The organism is Achromobacter sp. K91 (genome assembly GCF_003576205.1).
Taxonomy (GTDB): Bacteria; Pseudomonadota; Gammaproteobacteria; order Burkholderiales; family Burkholderiaceae_B; genus Achromobacter; species Achromobacter aegrifaciens.
In genome coordinates this window covers 148,227-165,775 of the sequence record NZ_QWFB01000044.1, presented here as the reverse complement: position 1 = coordinate 165,775, position 17,549 = coordinate 148,227, and the positions used below count along the sequence as shown (strand labels likewise).

At 67.6% G+C, this 17,549-nt stretch carries 17 protein-coding genes; 2 read left to right on the top strand and 15 right to left on the bottom strand.

All coding sequences use genetic code 11. From position 1 onward, the window contains the following. Window positions 1-25 precede the first annotated feature (25 nt). The 4 genes from DXK93_RS22540 to DXK93_RS22525 form a co-directional block, all read right to left on the bottom strand. Window positions 26-1,138 (bottom strand): acyl-CoA dehydrogenase family protein, encoded by a 1,113-nt coding sequence (locus DXK93_RS22540; protein WP_119451165.1) that lies wholly within the window; start codon window positions 1,136-1,138, stop codon window positions 26-28. A 123-nt stretch (window positions 1,139-1,261) separates the two neighbouring features. Continuing rightward, window positions 1,262-2,089, bottom strand: coding sequence for an alpha/beta fold hydrolase (locus tag DXK93_RS22535; RefSeq protein ID WP_233564590.1), 828 nt, complete (start codon window positions 2,087-2,089; stop codon window positions 1,262-1,264). A 3-nt stretch (window positions 2,090-2,092) separates the two neighbouring features. Beyond that, entirely contained in the window at window positions 2,093-3,388 is a 1,296-nt protein-coding gene (locus DXK93_RS22530; protein WP_119451164.1) for an O-acetylhomoserine aminocarboxypropyltransferase/cysteine synthase family protein, read from the bottom strand. A 37-nt stretch (window positions 3,389-3,425) separates the two neighbouring features. Further along, window positions 3,426-4,565: an aminotransferase class V-fold PLP-dependent enzyme gene (locus DXK93_RS22525; RefSeq protein WP_119451163.1), complete on the bottom strand. Its 1,140-nt coding sequence runs from the start codon at window positions 4,563-4,565 to the stop codon at window positions 3,426-3,428. A gap of 168 nt (window positions 4,566-4,733) precedes the next feature. Between DXK93_RS22525 and DXK93_RS22520 the strand changes: the two genes are divergently transcribed. Both DXK93_RS22520 and DXK93_RS22515 read left to right on the top strand, forming a co-directional pair. Then, window positions 4,734-5,756: an amino acid ABC transporter substrate-binding protein gene (locus DXK93_RS22520; protein ID WP_119451162.1), complete on the top strand. Its 1,023-nt coding sequence runs from the start codon at window positions 4,734-4,736 to the stop codon at window positions 5,754-5,756. An 84-nt stretch (window positions 5,757-5,840) separates the two neighbouring features. Beyond that, a complete protein-coding gene (locus tag DXK93_RS22515) occupies window positions 5,841-7,943 on the top strand; it encodes an ABC transporter permease subunit (RefSeq protein WP_233564589.1) in 2,103 nt (700 codons plus the stop codon). Between the two features lie 35 nt (window positions 7,944-7,978). Here DXK93_RS22515 and DXK93_RS22510 read toward each other — a convergent pair whose 3' ends face one another. The 11 genes from DXK93_RS22510 to narI form a co-directional block, all read right to left on the bottom strand. Then, window positions 7,979-8,695 (bottom strand): SDR family oxidoreductase, encoded by a 717-nt coding sequence (locus DXK93_RS22510; RefSeq protein ID WP_119451160.1) that lies wholly within the window; start codon window positions 8,693-8,695, stop codon window positions 7,979-7,981. Between the two features lie 122 nt (window positions 8,696-8,817). Beyond that, on the bottom strand, window positions 8,818-9,240 hold the full coding sequence (locus DXK93_RS22505) for an SCP2 domain-containing protein (RefSeq protein ID WP_119451159.1): 423 nt from the start codon (window positions 9,238-9,240) through the stop codon (window positions 8,818-8,820). After that, on the bottom strand, window positions 9,237-10,130 hold the full coding sequence (locus DXK93_RS22500) for a U32 family peptidase (RefSeq protein WP_119451194.1): 894 nt from the start codon (window positions 10,128-10,130) through the stop codon (window positions 9,237-9,239). The genes DXK93_RS22505 and DXK93_RS22500 overlap by 4 nt, the downstream gene beginning before the upstream one ends. Further along, window positions 10,127-11,143, bottom strand: coding sequence for a peptidase U32 family protein (locus DXK93_RS22495; protein WP_119451158.1), 1,017 nt, complete (start codon window positions 11,141-11,143; stop codon window positions 10,127-10,129). Before DXK93_RS22495 ends, DXK93_RS22500 begins: the two co-directional genes overlap by 4 nt. A gap of 78 nt (window positions 11,144-11,221) precedes the next feature. After that, entirely contained in the window at window positions 11,222-11,893 is a 672-nt protein-coding gene (locus tag DXK93_RS22490; protein ID WP_054454724.1) for a response regulator transcription factor, read from the bottom strand. 11 nt (window positions 11,894-11,904) lie between these two features. Further along, entirely contained in the window at window positions 11,905-13,842 is a 1,938-nt protein-coding gene (locus DXK93_RS22485) for a type IV pili methyl-accepting chemotaxis transducer N-terminal domain-containing protein (protein ID WP_119451157.1), read from the bottom strand. 79 nt (window positions 13,843-13,921) lie between these two features. Next, the gene (mobB, locus tag DXK93_RS22480) at window positions 13,922-14,419 is read right to left on the bottom strand and encodes a molybdopterin-guanine dinucleotide biosynthesis protein B (RefSeq protein ID WP_082401034.1); all 498 of its coding nucleotides are present in this window, start codon (window positions 14,417-14,419) and stop codon (window positions 13,922-13,924) included. After that, the gene (locus DXK93_RS22475; RefSeq protein ID WP_054454736.1) at window positions 14,416-15,075 is read right to left on the bottom strand and encodes a carbonic anhydrase; all 660 of its coding nucleotides are present in this window, start codon (window positions 15,073-15,075) and stop codon (window positions 14,416-14,418) included. Before DXK93_RS22475 ends, mobB begins: the two co-directional genes overlap by 4 nt. 1 nt (window position 15,076) lies before the next feature. Then, complete coding sequence (gene moaA / locus DXK93_RS22470) at window positions 15,077-16,075, bottom strand: GTP 3',8-cyclase MoaA (RefSeq protein WP_119451156.1); 999 nt, start codon at window positions 16,073-16,075, stop codon at window positions 15,077-15,079. Then, the gene (locus tag DXK93_RS22465; protein WP_054454740.1) at window positions 16,072-16,833 is read right to left on the bottom strand and encodes a peptidylprolyl isomerase; all 762 of its coding nucleotides are present in this window, start codon (window positions 16,831-16,833) and stop codon (window positions 16,072-16,074) included. Before DXK93_RS22465 ends, moaA begins: the two co-directional genes overlap by 4 nt. Window positions 16,834-16,855: 22 nt before the next feature. Further along, complete coding sequence (narI, locus tag DXK93_RS22460; protein WP_054454742.1) at window positions 16,856-17,539, bottom strand: respiratory nitrate reductase subunit gamma; 684 nt, start codon at window positions 17,537-17,539, stop codon at window positions 16,856-16,858. Window positions 17,540-17,549: the final 10 nt, after the last annotated feature.

The following is a 17,549-nucleotide window of genomic DNA, read 5'->3' as shown; positions in this document are numbered from 1 at the left end:
CGGCCGTCGCGGCCTCGCCGCGCCGCTATCCACCCGCTTCGGCCGCCAGCCGCGCCTGGCGCTTGGCCAGCTCCGTCTTCAATTGCACCAGGCTGGGCGTGACGATGGGCAGGAATGCCGCTTCCCGCCAGCGCCGCGCAAAGCCTGCGCCAGCCGGCCGCAGATAGGCCGCGCCGCCGCTGGCCTGCAATTCCAGCTGCACCGCCTGCTGGGCAGCTTCGGCCAAGGCGATGCGGAGCTCGAACAGCCGCCAGGGCTGCGAGACGAAGCTCCCGCTGCGCACCCCATCGATCAAACCCGCCGTCAGCGCGTGCAACTGCGTCTCCAGCGCTTGCAGCGGCTGGCCCAGGATGCCGCGCGAGTCCTGGCCCTGCCCTGCCTGTTGCGCGGCGCGCAAAGCGCCCCGCGCCAGGCCGATGGACAGGCCGCATTGCATGCCCGCAAAGGCCGGCCGGGCCTGGGGCAGATACTCGCGCGCATCAGGATGGATGATCCATTCGGGACCCATGCGCACGCCGCGCAGGTCCAGCGCCGCGGTGTGGGTCGATTGCAGCGCCAACAAAGGCAGGTCCGGGCTGCGGGCAAGTCCCGCGATGCCATGCGGCAGCGCGACCACCGCCGGCGTTCCATCGGGCGCGGCAACAGCGGCGGCCACCAGGAAGCCCTGGGGCCGCAGATTGGTGACCCAGGGCATCCGGCCGTCCAGCACCCACGCGCCGTCCGCCTCGCGCGCGGCGATCTGCAGCGACTCGATGCCGCTCAGGAACTTCATGGCGTTCGACAGCGCGGTCGCACCGGCCTGCTCACCCTTCAGCAGCGGCGCCAGCCAGGCTTCCGCAAGAGCCTTGTTGGGGCTGCGCAGCAGATACTCGATGAAGACTCGCTGGCTCCAGGCCACGAAGGCCCCGGCAACGGAAAGCTCCGCCAATTGCGCGATCATTTCGATCGCGTCGCCGATATCCGTGTCTGGCAAGCCGCCCTGCCCCACGGGCACGCCATGGCGCAACACGTCGGCGGCAGCCAGTTGCGGCAACACTACCGCCGCATCCATGCTGCCGTCGTCCAGCGCATCGGCATGCTGTCGCAGCCAGGCTTGCAGATCCGCGGGCAGCGCGGCGTGGACGGTCGGACGGGCCATGGAGGTCTCCTGCGGGTCGGCATCGGACGCGCGGGCACTGGCGGCCCGGCGCAATCCCGCATGATGCCCGCAAACTGCGATGCCCGGGCGACCGTATCAGCCGCCCATCCTGGCCGTGCCGGCTCAGGCCAGGCCCAGCAGCAGATCCGCCAGCAAGGCCGGATGCGTGATGTGGGCTTCGTGCGGCGCGGCGATGTCGACCCAGTTCCAGCCCGCTTGGGACTGCACCAGCTTGCGCGATTCATCCAGCACGGCCAGCTCGGGCTGGGTGCAATGGACATAGGTGCGGGCCACGCCATTGCCGATGGGGTGTTTCAGGTTCAGCGGCGTGGTGTAGCTGGCCAGCGGATGGGCGGTCAGGCGGCGCTTGACCCAATCATGGTCCGCGCTGCCCGGCGTGAATCCCCAGGCCGCCGGCAGCGGATCGGGAATCGGCACGGCCAGTCCATCGGTGGCCTTCGAGGCCGCGGCGATGCGCGCGTCGGCATCCGCCTTCGGATAGACCGAGAATGCATTCTGGCCGCTTTGCAGCACGATGGCGTCGAAGTACACCAGATGCGCCAGCCGCTGCGGAATCCGTTCGGCCACGCCCGTGATGGGAATGCCGCCGAAGCTATGGCCCACCAGGATCACGTCCTTCAGTTCCTGGGTCTCGATGACCTGGACCAGGTCCTCGACAAAGGTGTCGATGGTGATGTTCTTGCTCAGCAGATGGGCGCGGTCGCCCATGCCGGTGTAGCTGGGCGCGTACACGCGGTGGCCGGCCGCCAGCAGGCGGTCCGCCACCGGACGCCAGCACCAGCCGCCATGCCATGAGCCGTGGGCCAGGACATAGTTGCGGGCCTTTGCGGCCGGGGCAGCCGGGGCTGCCGCCCCGGCCGCTCCCGCGGCTGCCAGCGCGGGCAAGCCCGCGGCCAGCTTCAACAAGGTTCTGCGGGGAAGCATCGTCATGGCTTACACCTGCGCCAGCGCCTGATCCAGATCCGCCAGCAGGTCGTCGATATGCTCGATGCCGATCGACAGGCGCACGGTTTCCTCGCGCACGCCGGCTTTCTGCAGCTCTTCGGGATTGAGCTGGCGGTGCGTGGTGGATGCGGGGTGCGTGGCCAGCGACTTGGAGTCGCCGATATTGACCAGGCGGGTGAACAGCTGCAGTGCGTCCTGGAAGCGCGCGCCGGCCTCGCGGCCGCCCTTCACGCCGAAGGTGAAGAGCCCGGGCGCCTTGCCGCCCAGGTACTTCTGCGCCAGCGCGTGGTCGGGATGGTCCGGCAGGCCGGCGTAGTTGACCCACTCGACCTTCGGATGTTCACGCAGGTACTTGGCGATCTTGACGGTGTTCTCGACGATGCGGTCCACGCGCAGCGCCAGGGTCTCGATGCCTTGCAGGATCTGGAACGAGTTGAAGGGCGAGATCGCCGCGCCGGTATTGCGCAGCGGCACCACGCGGGCGCGGCCGATGTAGGCGGCCGGACCGAAGGCTTCGGTGTAGACCACGCCGTGGTAGCTGACGTCCGGCGTATTCAGGCGCTTGAAGCGCTCTTTATGCTCGGCCCACGGGAACTTGCCCGAGTCGATGATGGCGCCGCCCAGGCTGGTGCCGTGGCCGCCCAGGTACTTGGTCAGCGACTGCACCACGATGTCGGCGCCGTGCTCGATGGGACGCAGCAGGTACGGCGACGGCACGGTGTTGTCGACGATCAGCGGCAGGCCGTGGCGGTGCGCCAGGTCGGCCAAGGCGGCGATGTCGGTGATGTTGCCCAGCGGATTGCCCACGGATTCCGCGAAGATGGCCTTGGTGCGGTCGTCGATCTGGGCCTCGAAGGCGGCCAGGTCGGAAGGATTCGCGAAACGCGTGGTGATGCCGTATTGCGGCAACGTGTGCGCGAACAAGTTGTAGGTGCCGCCGTACAGCGTGCTGGACGACACGATGTTGTCGCCCGCCTCGGCAATGGTCAGGATGGCGTAGGTCACCGCGGCCTGGCCCGAGGCCAGCGCCAGCGCGGCGATGCCGCCCTCCAGGGCCGCCACGCGCTGCTCCAGCACGTCGGTGGTCGGGTTCATGATGCGGGTGTAGATATTGCCCGGCACCTTGAGGTCGAACAGGTCGGCGCCGTGCTGCGTGTCGTCGAACGCGTAGGCCACGGTCTGGTAGATGGGCACGGCCACGGCGCGCGTGGTCGGATCGGGGCGGTAGCCGCCATGCACGGCCACGGTTTCAAGCCGCCACTGGGGCTTCTTCGCTTCGGTCATCAGTATCTCCTGAAGTGTTGCTTATCAATGATTCTTCTCAGACGGGAAGCGTCCGCGCTGCGCGCAGTATGCGTTCCACGTCCGCATGATTGTTATAGGCGCCGACGGACAAGCGCACGTAACCATACTCCACTATGCTGGCCACGATCCCGGATTGTGTCAGATGCGCCAGCGCGGCCGCGGGATCCGGCACGCGCAGCGCCGTCGTCGTGCTGCGGAATTCCGGACCGGCCGGTGACGCGACCTGCAGGCCCACTCCGCGCAAGCCGGTGCTCAGCGCTTCCGAAAGCTCCAGCACCCAGGGCTCGATACGTTCGGGCCGCGCGCCTTCGATCAGGTCCAGCGCGCCGGCCCAGCCCGCGATGCCCGGATAGTTCAGGTTGCCTGATTCGAGCCTGCGGGCGTCAGTAGCATCGGCGATGCCCACCTGCCATTGCAGTCCGGATTTATCCAGCGTGTTGACGCCGGAAGGTCCGATATACAGCGGATCCAGGGCTTCGAGCAGCCGGGGCGATACATGCAGCAGGCCCACGCCCAGCGGTCCAAGCATGCCCTTATGCGCGCCGCAAGCAAAGGCATCCACGCCCCATTCATCCACGTTGACGCGCAACAGCCCCGCGCCCTGAATCCCGTCGACGACCAGAAAGATGCCGCGTTCGGCGCAGCGCCTGCCCAGTTCGGCGATATCGGTGCGCAGGCCGGTGCCGTACTGCACCCAGGACACTGCAATCAGCCGCGTGCGCGCATCCACATGCTGCCAAAGGTCATCCACCGTGTAGCGATGCGAATTCGCCTGCGCCACGCGCACCTGGACGCCACGGCGCCGCAGGTTCAACCAGGGCAAGGCATTGGTGGGATGCTCCTGGTCGTCCACCACCAGGTTGTCGCCTTCCTGCCAGGCCAGCCCCTGCGCAACGATGTTCAACCCTTCGGTGGTGTTCTTGGTGAAAGCCAGGCGCTTGGCGTCGCCGCCGATCAGGCGGGCCAGCCGCAAGCGCAACGCATCTGCGTCCCGCAGCCACTGGGGCTTGTCGCTGCGTGCGTAGGTTATGCCTTGGAAAAATGCGCCGACCGCCTCGGCCACCTTGGGCGCCAGCGGGCTGGTGTAGGCAATGTTGGCGTAAGCCTGGTCTTGCGTGATCGGAAACAACTGCCTGAATTCGTCCTGCCAGCTCATGCGCCACCGCTCCGTCATTTCAACTTGGTATGCAGCGATTCTAGGTATATGACGCGGATTTGAGTAAGGCTTAGTTTTTATATCCATATGACCATATAGTCGCTCGCCGAACGTCATAGCACCCATAGAATTCCTGCCTTTCCGGACTGCATCAAACAAAGGAATGGCATGCGTTTGACTCAACAACTGAAGATCGCGGGCGTGGCGGCGATGCTGGCGCTGGCCGGCGCGGCTCATGCGGGCACGGTCGAGACCATCAAGAAACGCGGCGAACTGGTCTGCGGCGTGAGCCAGGGATCTGCCGGCTTGTCCATTGCCGACAAGCAAGGCCGTTGGACCGGCCTGGATGCGGACCTCTGCCGCGCGCTGGCCGCCGCCGTGCTCGGCGATCCGGAGAAGACGCGCTTCGTGCCGTTGAGTTCGCAGCAACGTTTTCCTGCGCTCCAGTCGGGCGAGATCGATGTGCTGAACCGCAACACCACGATTACCTCCAGCCGCGACGCCGGCTTGGGCATCGCGTCCGCCGGCATCGTGTTCTATGACGGCCAGGGCTTTCTGGTGCCGCGCAAGCTGGGTGTCAAGAGCGCGACGGAGCTCGAAGGCGCGCAGGTCTGCGTGCAGCCCGGTACGGTCAACGAGCAGAACCTGGTCGACTACTTCAAGAAGCACAAGCTGAGCTATCGTCCGGTCGTCATCGAGAATCTGGTCGAGCTCGAACAGGCCTTTTACGCAGGACGCTGCGACGTCTACCTGTCGGATGCGTCCACCCTGGCCGCCAGCCGCGCGGCGCGAGCCGGCCAGCCGGACGACTTCGTCATCCTGCCTGAACGCATCAACAAATCGCCGCTAGGCCCCTTCGTGCGGCAAGACGACGCCAACTGGGCCGCCATCGTCCGGTGGACCATCAACGCGCTGGTGGCGGCCGAGGAACTCGGCATCACCGCGCAGAACGCCGACAACCAGGCGCAAAGCAGCGATGCCCAGGTACGCCGCCTGCTGGGCGTGGACCCCGGCATAGGCAAGAGCTTCGGGCTGGACGAAGGCTGGGCCCGCAACGCCATCAAGGCCGTGGGCAACTATGGCGAAGTCTGGAACCGCAATCTGGGCGCCGCAACGCCGCTGAAGCTGGAGCGCGGCCTGAACGCGCAATGGAACCAGGGCGGGCTGCTGTACTCGCCGCCGTTCCAGTGATCCTGGCCCGACTCTTTCTCGACCATGGCAGCGACCGCTCTCCGTTTTCCCTCCACCGGCCCGTGGCGACGCTGGCTGCCAGCGTTGGCGTGGACGCTCGCGCTGGGCGGCATGGCCGCGGTCCTGCTCTGGCACATCGAATCGGTGCAGACTGCACGCGGCATCCAAGGCGGCTTCGGATTCCTGTTCCAGCCCGCAGGCTTCCGCATTTCCGAAAGCCTGCTCGATATCAAGCCGGAGGATCCCTACTGGATGTCGATAGCGGCCGGCCTGGTAAACACCTTGACCGTCGCCGCCGTGGCAATCCCGCTGGCGACGGCGCTGGGCCTGGGACTGGGCTTGTTGCGCATGTCGCGCAACCCGTTGGCCGCGCGTTGCGCCGCCGCCATCATCGCGCCCTTGCGCAATACGCCGGTCCTGCTGCAACTCTTCGTCTGGTACGGGCTGCTGCTGCGCCTGCCCGATCTGCGCCAGGCGTGGTCGCCGTTGCCGCACATGCTGCTGTCCAATCGCGGATTGGCTCTGCCAGCCGTGCACGGTTGGCTGCCCTACGCGGCCGTAACGGTGACCGCGCTGGCGCTGGGCGGCCTGGTCCGACGCCGCTGGGGCAATCCTGCGCTGTATGCCGCGCTGGCCGGCGCGCTGCTCGCGTGGGTCCTGTTGCCGCCCATGCGCATCGATATGCCGGTCAGGCGCGGCCTGGGACTGCAGGGCGGCTGGCAGCCCAGCATAGAATTCGCGGCGCTGACGATAGGCTTGGTGGTGTTCCATGCGGCCTACATCGCCGACATCGCACGCGCGGCCGTGCGCGCCGTGCCGGTTGGACTTGTGGAGGCCGGGCAGGCGCTAGGCTTGAAGCCCCGCAGCGTGCTGCGGCTGGTGATAGCACCCTATGCCGCCCGCGTGGCGCTGCCGCCGTATGCCAACCAGTGCCTGGCGCTGGTGAAGAACAGCACCCTGGCCATTGCCATCGGCTATCAGGAATTGATGGCGGTGATCAACACCGCCATCACGCAGACCGGCCTGGCGCTTGAGGGCATCGCGCTGGCCGTCACGGTCTATCTGGGCCTGGCGCTGGCGCTGGGCGGCGGATTGTCGGCATGGAACGCGCGCAATACCCGCCACGGCCCCGGCGACACGCATGGCGCGCGCCTGGGCGAGCGGCCTTCGTGGAACGCTGCGGGCGAACGCCGCAGTTGGCGTGGCGGGCTGTTATCGACCGCGTTGGCCGCTGTCCTGGGCTTGATCCTATGGCGGCTGCTGGAATGGGCCTTGCTCGACGCGGTGTGGCGCGGCGATCCCGCAGCATGCGCGAACGCGGCGGGCGCATGCTGGGCCGCCGTGGGCGAGAACCTGCCAGTGCTGTTCTTCGGCACCATGGCCCAGGCCGACCGGGCGCCCGCGCTGGCCGCCTGCGCAGCCCTGCTCGCCGGAGTTGCGCTGGCGTTGACTGCTCCGCGTGTCCGTCCCGCGACGCGTGCGGCCCTGCTCGCCGTCCTGCTGGGCGCGGCCATCAGCGCGCTGTCCGGCTGGCCCTGGGGCGGCGCCGCCATCGGTCCGCAACGCTGGGGCGGGTTGCTCGTCACATTGGTTCTGGCCATCTCCGCCCTGCTGGCGGCCGTGCCGCTGGCTTTCGCGCTTGCGTTATTGCGCCGTAGCCACAACCGCGCCGCCTCGCTGGCTGCCGCCGGCCTGATCGAGGCCGTCCGCGGCGTGCCGCTGGTGACACAGCTGTTGTTCGCGTCCTTCGTGCTACCCATGCTGCTGGGCGGCGGCGTGTCCAAGTTCGCCATGGCGCTGGCCGCCCTGACGCTGCACACCGCCTGCCTGCTGGCCGAGGTGCTGCGCGGCGCGCTGCAAGCCATACCGCCCGGCCAGATGATGGCGGCGCGCGCCCTGGGCATGCCTGCGGCCATGGCCTACGGTTCGGTGATCTGGCCGCAGGCCCGCCGCATTGCCGCGCCTGCAGCCCTGGGCGTATTCGTGGGCGCGGTCAAGGACACTTCGCTGGTCAGCATCATCGGCGTGTTCGACGTGCTGGGCGCAGCAAAGGCGGTGGTGGCCGGCACCGATTGGCGGCCCTACCACGTCGAAGTCTACCTGGCCGTGGCCGCCTTGTACTTCGCCGCCAGCCTGGCCCTATCGCGCGTGGCCCGCGCCATGGAAGGCAAGCCCGGCCGCAGTTGAGGCCGGCATGACGCCGTTGGCGCGGTGGACCCGCTTCAGAAGCGCTCGTCCATCAGCGCCGGCATGACGATTTCCCGCACGAACGACGCATCGGACAGATTCAGCAGCGCGCGTGTCATCGTCACCACGTCGTGCACGGGTATCAGGCCGCCCTCTCCCCGCAGGCTGGCCGCGTCGCGCGGCACGCCCAAGCCGTCTTCCGTGTTCAAGTAGCCCAATTGCAGGCAGGTCACCGCCAGCCTTCGCGCTCTGAAGCTTTCGCGCAGGGCGTCCGCGATACCCCGCAGCGCGTGCTTGGACGCGCCGAACGTCACCTCGGGACGGCCGCTGCCGGCCAACGCGGAGGTCGAACCAGTGAGAATGACTTGCGGTTTGCGCGCACCGAGGACGCGCGGGATCAAGCGCTGGAGCAACAGGATGGTCGCGGTGACGTTGATGTCCACCATGCGCGCGATCTCCGCGGGCGAGTCCGTCAGGAAGTCGTAGTGTTCGCTGAATGCGTGCTCTTCCCACACGCCCAGGTTGTAGAGGATGGCATCGAGACCGTCCGGGGCCTGCGCCGCGATCTGCTCGACGGCGGCCACTGGCTGCGACAGATCGGCCTCGATCCAGCGCAGTTCGCAGCCGGGCGCAACGGCGATATCCTGCGGCGCGCGGCGCGCTACGCCCACGATCAGCGTGGCATCCTGGCCCAGTCCTTCCACGAACGCCCTGCCCAGCCCCTTGCTGGCGCCCACCACCATGATCCGCATTGCTGTCTCCATCCGATCACGCCCGGGAAAGCGCCAAGCTCCCCCGCGGCAACGACGCCCGGTATAGCACGATCCCTTGCGGATTCAAGCAATGCCCGCAAGCGACGGCGGGCATTGCGCCGTCAACGCGCCGCGCCCTGCAGCCACGCCGGCCGTGGCGCCGCGTCCAGCCAGTTCTTGACGATCAGCCCCAGCTCCGTATCGCCGGAGATCCGCAGCCGGCGTTGGAAGAACAAGGTATCGGCGTCCGTTTCCGAACGCATCAGGGCCAGCAGATCGGCCAGCTTCGCGCCCAGTTCCAGTTCGGCGGCAGCGCCGTTCCATACCGGGCGAAAAGCGCCTTGTCGCACGGCGAAACTGCTGCGCAGGCCCAGGTCCTCGACCGTGATGCCGAAGCTGCGGCCCTCCAGTTCGGCCGGCGGTGTGAGCCATTTCAGCCGCCGCGCCAGTTCCAGTCCGACGGTGAAGTGCAGCGAGACAAACGGCGCAGGCAGACGCCGCCCCAGCCTGGCGAGCACGCCCGGTACTTGAATCGCCGCGCTCATGCCACGGCCTCCAGCAGGTCGATGCCCGGCTTGCCATGGAAGTAGCCGTTGCAGCGGGCCATGCCGGCAGGCGGCCGCGCCTCCATCGGCGCCAGGCCGCGCCGCATCGCATCCAGCGCGGCGATCGCTTCCAGCGTGCCGGCCGATTGAGGACTCACCCGCAGCACCTCCACGCCCAGGGCGGCCAGCGCCGGCGCCTGCGACAGCAGGTCCAGGCAGGCTCCGGACTGCACCTCGATGCCGTTGATCGCCAGGAAATCGCTCGACTCCCGTGTACGCATGTCCAGTCCGTCCGGATGTTCGATGCAGCGAAAGCCGCAGTCGTCCTTCTTCAAACGGAAATGACGCGCCGTGAAACAGCGTGCGGAGAACGCCAGCGCCATGCGGCCCCAGACCATGACTTCCGTCTCCAGACCGGCGGGCTTTTCCGCCATCAGAAGAGCCAGCGTCTTGCTGTCCATTTCCAGCGGTGCGACAAAACGCGCGGCGCCGCGTGCGGCCAGCCATTCCAGGGTGCCGCCGTGATAGGCGTTGACATGAGGCCCCGCCACGAAGGCGCGGCCGTTCAGGTGACGCACCGCGCCCAGCTCGCCGGCTTCGACCATGAAGTCGTCCTGCCCGCAGAGCTTCTTCAGCGCGCTGGCCTCGGCCCCGGTCTCGATCAGCGTGCGGCCCGACAGCACCACCGCCTTGCCCGCGGCGCGCAGGTCGCGCGCCAGCTCCATCCAGTCCTCTGCGCGCAGCTCGTGCCTGCGGCTACAGACGGTTTCGCCCACGTAAATGATGTCGGCGGGGCTGTCGGCCAGCGACGCGTAGAAATCCAGCGTGTGCTGGCGCGGCCAGTAATACTGCAACGGTGCGACCGATATCCGGTACGCGCTAGGTTTCATTTCCATGGACGTTCGAATGCGCCTTGCGTGACTTGGGAACCTTCGGAATGGCGCGCCAGCATGGCGTTCCATTCGGGACGGGGCGAAAAGCGGGAAGCGTCCGCATGCGCGCTGTCCAGCGCGGCGCGCAAGGTCGACACCACCTGGGTGACATAGGCCGGGCTGCGCTGCCGCCCTTCTATCTTGATGGCGGACACGCCCATCTCCGCCAGGCGCGGCAACAGGCCGATGGCGTTCAGGCTGGTGGGTTCCTCCAGCGCATGGTCGGCCTGGCCGTCGACGTCGAAGCGGCCCTTGCACAGGGTGGGATAGGCGGCGGGTTCGCCCGGCTCGTAACGGTCGATCAGGATGCCGTTCAGGCGTGCGTCCATGCGGCCGTTCTCTTCCGACCAGCGCACCGCATGCGCGGGCGAACAGACGCCCTTGTTATTGGGAGAATCGCCGGTGGCGTAGGACGACAACAGGCAGCGGCCTTCGGCCATGACGCACAGGCTGCCAAAGCCGAACACCTCGACCTCGACGCTGACGTTGGCGCAGATGCGCGCGATCTCCGCCAGCGTCAGCACGCGCGGCAGCACCACGCGGCGGATGCCGAACTGTTCCTTCATCAGTTCGATGGCGTCCGTATGGGTGGCGGAACCCTGCACCGACAGGTGCAGGCGCAAGTCCGGATAGCGGTCACTGGCATAGGCCAGCAGCCCCGCATCGGCCATGATGACCGCATCGGCGCCCAGCCCGTAGGCGGCGTCGACGGCGGCGCGCCATTCGGGCGCCCGTCCGGCCTGCACAAAGGTATTGATGGCGAACAGCACCTGTCGTCCGCGGCTGTGGGCGAGTTCGACGCCCGCGCGGATATCGCTTTCGGTGAAGTTGAGTCCCGCGAAGTTGCGGGCATTGGTGGCGTTCTTGAGCCCGAGGTAGACGGTGTCGGCGCCGGCATCGATGGCGGCCTTCAGCGCGGCCAGGCTGCCGGCGGGGGCCACGAGCTCCAGGGGAGAGGTTCGAGTTTCCATGCCGGCCAGTCTATGGGGCCGTCACGCCCCTGGCCTTGTCGCAGATCAAACGGCCTATGCCGAACGCCGCATGCCGCCCTATTCTTCCGTGTACAGGCCGTGTTCGACCGCGTACACCGCGACCTGCACCCGGCTGGTGAGATTGAGTTTCTTCAACACGTTCTGCACGTGGATCTTGACCGTGCTTTCGCTGACGTCCAGTTCGCGCGCAATGACCTTGTTGCTGGCGCCGCGCGCCAGCCATTGCACGATCTGGGTCTCGCGCGCGGTGAGGCGATGGCGCTCGGCGCTGCCCCCCGGCTGCGGCGCTTGCGCGGCCAGGCTGGCCTGTCCGCGGAACTGTTCGACCAGCTTGGCGGTCATGCTCTCGGCGATGACCGGCTCGCCGCCCGCCGCGCGGCGGATCGCGGCGGTCAGCGCTTCGGCATCGATGTTCTTGACCAGATAGCCGCGCGCGCCGTCGCGCAACGCCTGCCCCAGTTCGTCTGCCTCTTCCGACACCGTCAGGATGATGACCGCACAAGACGGCAACTCCTGCGTCAGCAGCTGCAGCGTTTCCAGCCCGGACAAGCCGGGCAGGTTGAGGTCCAGCAGCACCACGTCGGGCTTGAGTTCCTTGGCGCGTTTCAGGCCTTCGACGCCGTCGCCGGCCTCGGCCACGACCTCGAAGTCGGGTTGGCGTTGCAGCAGCAGGCGCACGCCCGAGCGGAACAGGGTGTGGTCGTCGACGAGGAGGATACGGATGGGCATGGTGGGAAAATTCAAGCGGCCTGGCGTTCGCTGCCGGGCAAGGTCAGCGCGACGCGCGTGCCGGCGCCGGGCTGCGATTCAAGTTTTATCACGGCGCGCATGCGCGCGGCGCGTTCGCGCATGATGTGCAGGCCCACATGCGATTCGCCGCGCTCGGCCACCTCCGCGGGGTCATAGCCCTGCCCATCGTCGGTGATGACCAGGCTGAAGTCGCGGTCATTGGAGACGTCGATGCGCACGTGGCTGGCTTCCGAGTGCTTGCGCACGTTGGACAGCGCTTCCTGCAGGATGAAGAGCACCTGCAACTGCTCGTCAGGCGGCAGCGGCGCGCCCTCGCCCCGGCCGAAGCGCAGTTCGGTCTCGATGCCGGTCTGGCGGCGGAAGCGCGCCACCGTGTCTTCGATGCCGGCCTGCAGGTCGCCCTGTGACAGCTTGGTGCGGAAGTTGGTCAGCAGTTCGCGCACGTCCTGGTAGCTTTCGTCGACGCCAGTACGCAAGAGCGGCAGGATCTCGTCGATCTCCGCCTGGTCGCCGCGCTTCACGGCAGCGTCCAGCATCTGCAATTGCAGGTTCAGGAAGTTCAAGCCCTGCGCCAGGCTGTCGTGCAGCCCCTGCGCCACCAGCCCGCGTTCGCGCACCACCGCCAGTTGGCGCGCCTGCGCGCTCAGGCGGCGGTTGTCCAGGGCCACGCCCAGATGCTGGCCCAGCGTTTCCAGCAGCTGCGATTCTGCGGGCGACAGGCGGCGTTGCTGGCGGAAATGCAAGGAATACGAGCCCAGCACCTCGTCGCGCGTGACGATGCGGAACACGGCCACGCTGGCAAAGCCGTCGCGCTGGCAGTTCAGTTCCATGGCTGGCGGCGACTCGCGGAAATCCTGGATGACGATGACCCCGGCCTGGCGCGTGGCGACGCCGCAATAGCAGTCGTTAACGCGCATGCAATGCTCGGACTCGACCAGTTCGTCGGACAAGCCCACCGACACCATCAGGTTGAGCTTTTCGTTGTTGGGATCCAGCGCCCGGATGCTGCCGCCCTCGGCGTCGAACTGCAGCATCACGCGCCGCAGGAAGCCGTCGCACAGCGCTTCGATCTCGTTGGGCTGGTTCAGGAAGGCAGCCATGTCGTAAAGCGCGCCGATGTCGCGGTTCTGCGCGGCCAGTTGCGCGGTCTTTTCTTCGACGCGCCGCTCCAGGCCGGTGTACAGGTCCTGCAATTCATCGGCCATGCGGTTGTAGCCGCGCGCCAGCACGCCGAACTCGTCCTGGCTTTCCACCGGCAGCCGGGTGCTGAATTCCCTGGCCGCCATGCGCTGCAGGCCGTCGCGCAGGCGCAGCACCGGCGAGATGATCCAGAGATACAACAGATAGATCATCGCCAGCGTGCCGGCGCTGGCAATGGCCGCCAGCACGCCCTGCGACAGGCGCAGCGAGGTGGTCTTGCCGGCGTTGTCCTGTTCGATCATGCGCACCAGCGTGTCGGCCCGGGCCACGAATTCCGGCAGGGTCTCCAGATAGGTGGCGGCATCCGGCTGCGCCAGGGCGCGCGTGGCGGCCGGCTTCATGACGTCGTACCAGTAGGCGGCCACGTCATGCCATTGCTTGCGGATGGCTTCGTCGTTGGGAATGAACAGCGGGCGCGCAGGATTGCCGCGCGCCAGGCGGGCGATGGTGTCATCCATGAGCTGCACCTGCTCGTTGGTGCGGAACTCGCGCCCGGCCTGCGGCCGCATCAGCTCCACCGCCACCCGGTTGGCCCGCATGCGCAGGCTGCCCGTATCGTTGATGGCCGCGCCCGCGCCTTCCAGTTGCCAGGACAGCCACAGCGTCCAGCTGACCATGGACAGCACCACCACGAGCGCCACCAGGGAGCTGATGACGATGCGCGTGGACAGGCGATGCCAGGGCGAAGGCAGGCCGTCGGCTGGGGCGGCGGTATCGGTGGGCTTCATGGCTTTCAACGCGATCTTGCTGTAGGAATGCTGCGGCTTCCAGTGTAGCCGCTGCGCCTCCTGCTCCCGAGCCAGGCCCTCAAGCCAGCCCCAGGGTACGGCAAATGAAATCCGCGACTTGCGCCGGCTCGTTGAGCGGCAGGCAGGGCAAACCGGTATCCAGCGGCGCGTCGGTGGCCACCGCCACGAAACTGCTGTCTTCCGCATGCAGCGGCGGCTTGCCCACGGCGGGCCGGTACACCTCGATGCGCGGGATCGCGGCCTGCTTGAAGCCTTCGACCAGCACCAGGTCGGCCGGCGACAGGCGCGCCAGTTGCTCGTCCAGCGTGGGTTCGGGCGCGTCGCGCAGCTCGTGGACGATGGCGTAGCGGAACGGAGAGGCTACCATCACCTCCAGGGCCCCCGCCTGGCGGAAGCGCGCGCTGTCCTTGCCAGGCGGCTCCATCTGGAAATCGTGGTGGCTGTGCTTGATGACGCTGACCCGCAGGCCGCGCGCGGCCAGCAGCGGCAGCATCGCCTCGATCAGGGTGGTCTTGCCGCTGCCGGAACGGCCGGCGATGCCGAAAACTGGGGTCATGCAAGCTCCGTGAACAATGGGCATACGATGGGCAGGAATGCGTCCGCCCGCGCCGAGTATGCCAGCAAAGCGCCTGCCACCAGGTCGAAATACCAGCCGTGCAGCGTCAGGCTGCCCGCCTCCACCGCACGCCGCACAAAGGGCAGGTCCTCCAGGTTGCGCAGCGAAATCAGGATGGAGGCCTGTTCGCAGGCGCGCCGGCGCTCGGCCGCGGTTGCCTGCGGCATCTGTTGCAGCACCTGCCTGCGGGCCGGTTCGGCGATGTCCATCCAGCGTTCCAGGTAGTCGGTCTCGCCGTCGCCCCGGGTGCGTCGGTCCATCAGCGCCCGTATGCCGCCGCAGTGGGCGTGGCCCAGCACGATGATGCGGCTGACCTGCAACTGCTCCACCGCGAACTGTATCGCGGCCAGCACGCCTTGCAGGCCGCGGTCGGTGCTGGCCGGGGGCACCAGATTGGCGACGTTGCGCACCGTGAAGATGTCGCCAGGGTCGCAGCCCAGCAGCATGGCCGGATCCACCCGCGAATCGCAGCAGCCGACCAGCAAGGTGCTGGGGTGCTGGCCTTCGCGCAGATTGCGGTAAAGCGATGGCGCGTCCTCGTAGTACTGCTGCTGAAAGCGCTGGAAGCCGTCGACCAGCCGTTCGATATCGCGCATGTCAGCCTCCTGTCTGCGCCATGAAGCGCACGATGCGTTCCGGACGGGCCACGAAATCATGGCGCTCCGGCTTGGCGGCGATACCGGCCCGGATCGCCGCTACCAGTTCGGCGTCGCTGGCGCCCGCGCGCAGCAGGCGACCCAGCGGCACCTGGTCTTCCTGGCCCAGGCAGAGGTACAGGGTGCCGTCCACGCCCAGCCGGACGCGGTTGCAGCTTGCGCAGAAGTGGCGCGACATGGGGGTGATCACACCCAGCACCGGCGTGCCATGGCCCGTGGTCCAGTAGCGCGCCGGTCCCGCGCCCGCCCCGTTCAGCGCGGGAACCAGGCCGGTTTCGGCGGCCAGCCGCGCGCCCATGGCGTTCAGGTCGGTGTGGGCGTAGCCCTGGCCGCAGCTGCCCATGGGCATGGGCTCGATCAGGCGCAGCACGAAGCCCTGTGCCATCGCGTAGTCCAGCAGCCTGCGCACTTCGGCCTCCGGCGTGGCTGCGTGCACCACGCTGTTGAGCTTGATCGGCGCAAAGCCCGCGTCCTTGGCTGCAGCGAGCCCCGCCAGCACCGATTCCAGGCAATCCCGGCCCGTGATCTGGCTGAAGGCGGCAGCATCCAGCGTGTCCAGGCTGATGTTCAGCCGGTCCACGCCGGCGGCGCGCAGTTCCTGGGCATGGCGGACCAATTGGGTGCCGTTGGTGGACACGGACAAGTCCTGCAATCCCGGCATGGCGGCGATGACGCCGGCCAGTCCGGCCACGCCCCGGCGCAGCAGGGGCTCGCCGCCGGTCAGCCGGACCTTCTGCACGCCCAGCCCGACGAACAGCCCCACCAGCCGCGCCATTTCCTCGTGGCGCAGCCAGTTTGCTGGAGTTTCAAAACCTTTGAAATCCTTGGGCAGGCAGTAGCTGCAACGCAGGTCGCAGCGGTCCGTGACAGAGACGCGCAGATAGTCGATGCGGCGTCCGTAGCCATCCGTTAGAGGTCCCGCAGCCGGCTCGTCCATCATGCGGCGCTCCCGCCGTAGACGCGCTCGGGCTCCTCGCCCTGCAAATCTATGCCCTGGATATCGGCGCGCTCCACCAGCAGCTTGGCATACTGGCGCCAGGCAGTATCGCGGCTCATGGACGACAGCGCGGCAGCGATCTGCTTGTCCACATGCTCGTAGGGTTGCATGCGGCCCTCGATACGGCGCGTCACCCGCACGATATGCAGGCCGTGGCGGGTTTCCAGCAGCTGCGGCAGCAGGCCGCCGGCGGGCAGCGCGAATACCGCCCGCTCGAACTCCGGCACCGTATCGCCCCGGCCCAGTTGCCCCAGGCTGCCGCCCAGCGCGGCGGACGGACAGTTCGATTGCTCGCGCGCTACCTCGGCAAAGCGCGAGGGATCTTCCAGCAGCTCGGCCAACACCACGTTGGCGTGGGCCCGCAGCATGTCCAGATTCACGCCCGGCGTGACCTGGAACAGGATGTGATCCGCCTCGATCAGCTCGCCCACCATGAAGCGCTGCGGGTGCATCTGATAGAAGCGGCGGCAGGCGGCCTCGTCGGCTACGGGCGCGGGCGCCTCGCGGGCCAGCAAGGCGCCGATGGCGCCCTCCTCGTCCGCGGCGTCCAGGCCCAGGCGGCCAGCCTCGTCCAGCAGCACGCGGCGCAACACCAGGGCAGTGATCGCCTCGCGCATGGGGTTGCCGGCCTCTGCATGCAGCGGCAGTTCGCGTTCCAGGTCCGCGTCGTTCAGTTCGACGCCATTGACGATGACAGGCATGTTCGGCTCCTGGGACAGGGAATCAGCGCGGGCGGACCAGCTGCCAGGCGCGGCCCAGGTAGCCCACCGACGCGAAGCCGCTCCAGACGTGGACCAGGCGCGTGAACGGAAAGATCACGAACAGCGTGAGGCCCATGAAGAGGTGCGCCTTGAACAGCAGCGGCACGTCGGCAACATGGCTGGCCGCGTCGCCCTGGAAGGTGACGATGTGCTGCGCCCAGGTCATCAGGCGCACCATCATTTCGCCGTCCATGTGGCCTGCAGACAGCGCGATGGTGGACAGGCCCAGCAACAGCGTGACCAGGATCCACAGCAGCAACAGCTTGTCGCCGGGCCGCGTGGTGGCGCGGATGCGCGGGTCGCTCAGGCGGCGATGGATCAGGATCAGAAGGCCGATCAGGCACAGGCCGCCCATGACGCCGCCGGCCACCATGGCCACGGTCTGCTTGAGCGTGTGCGATACGCCCAGCGTGTCCCACACCACCACCGGCGTCAGCAAGCCAGCCAAGTGGCCGAAGAACAGACCCAGGATACCGATGTGGAACAGGATGTTGCCCAACCGCAATTGCCCACGATGCAGCAACTGCGAACTGTCCGTCTTCCAGGTGTATTGCTCGCGCTCGAAGCGCACGAGGCTGCCCAAGAGGAAGATCGTCAGCGCGATGTAGGGATAGATGCCGAAGAAGAACTGATTCAGGGAGTTCATGATGCGTCGT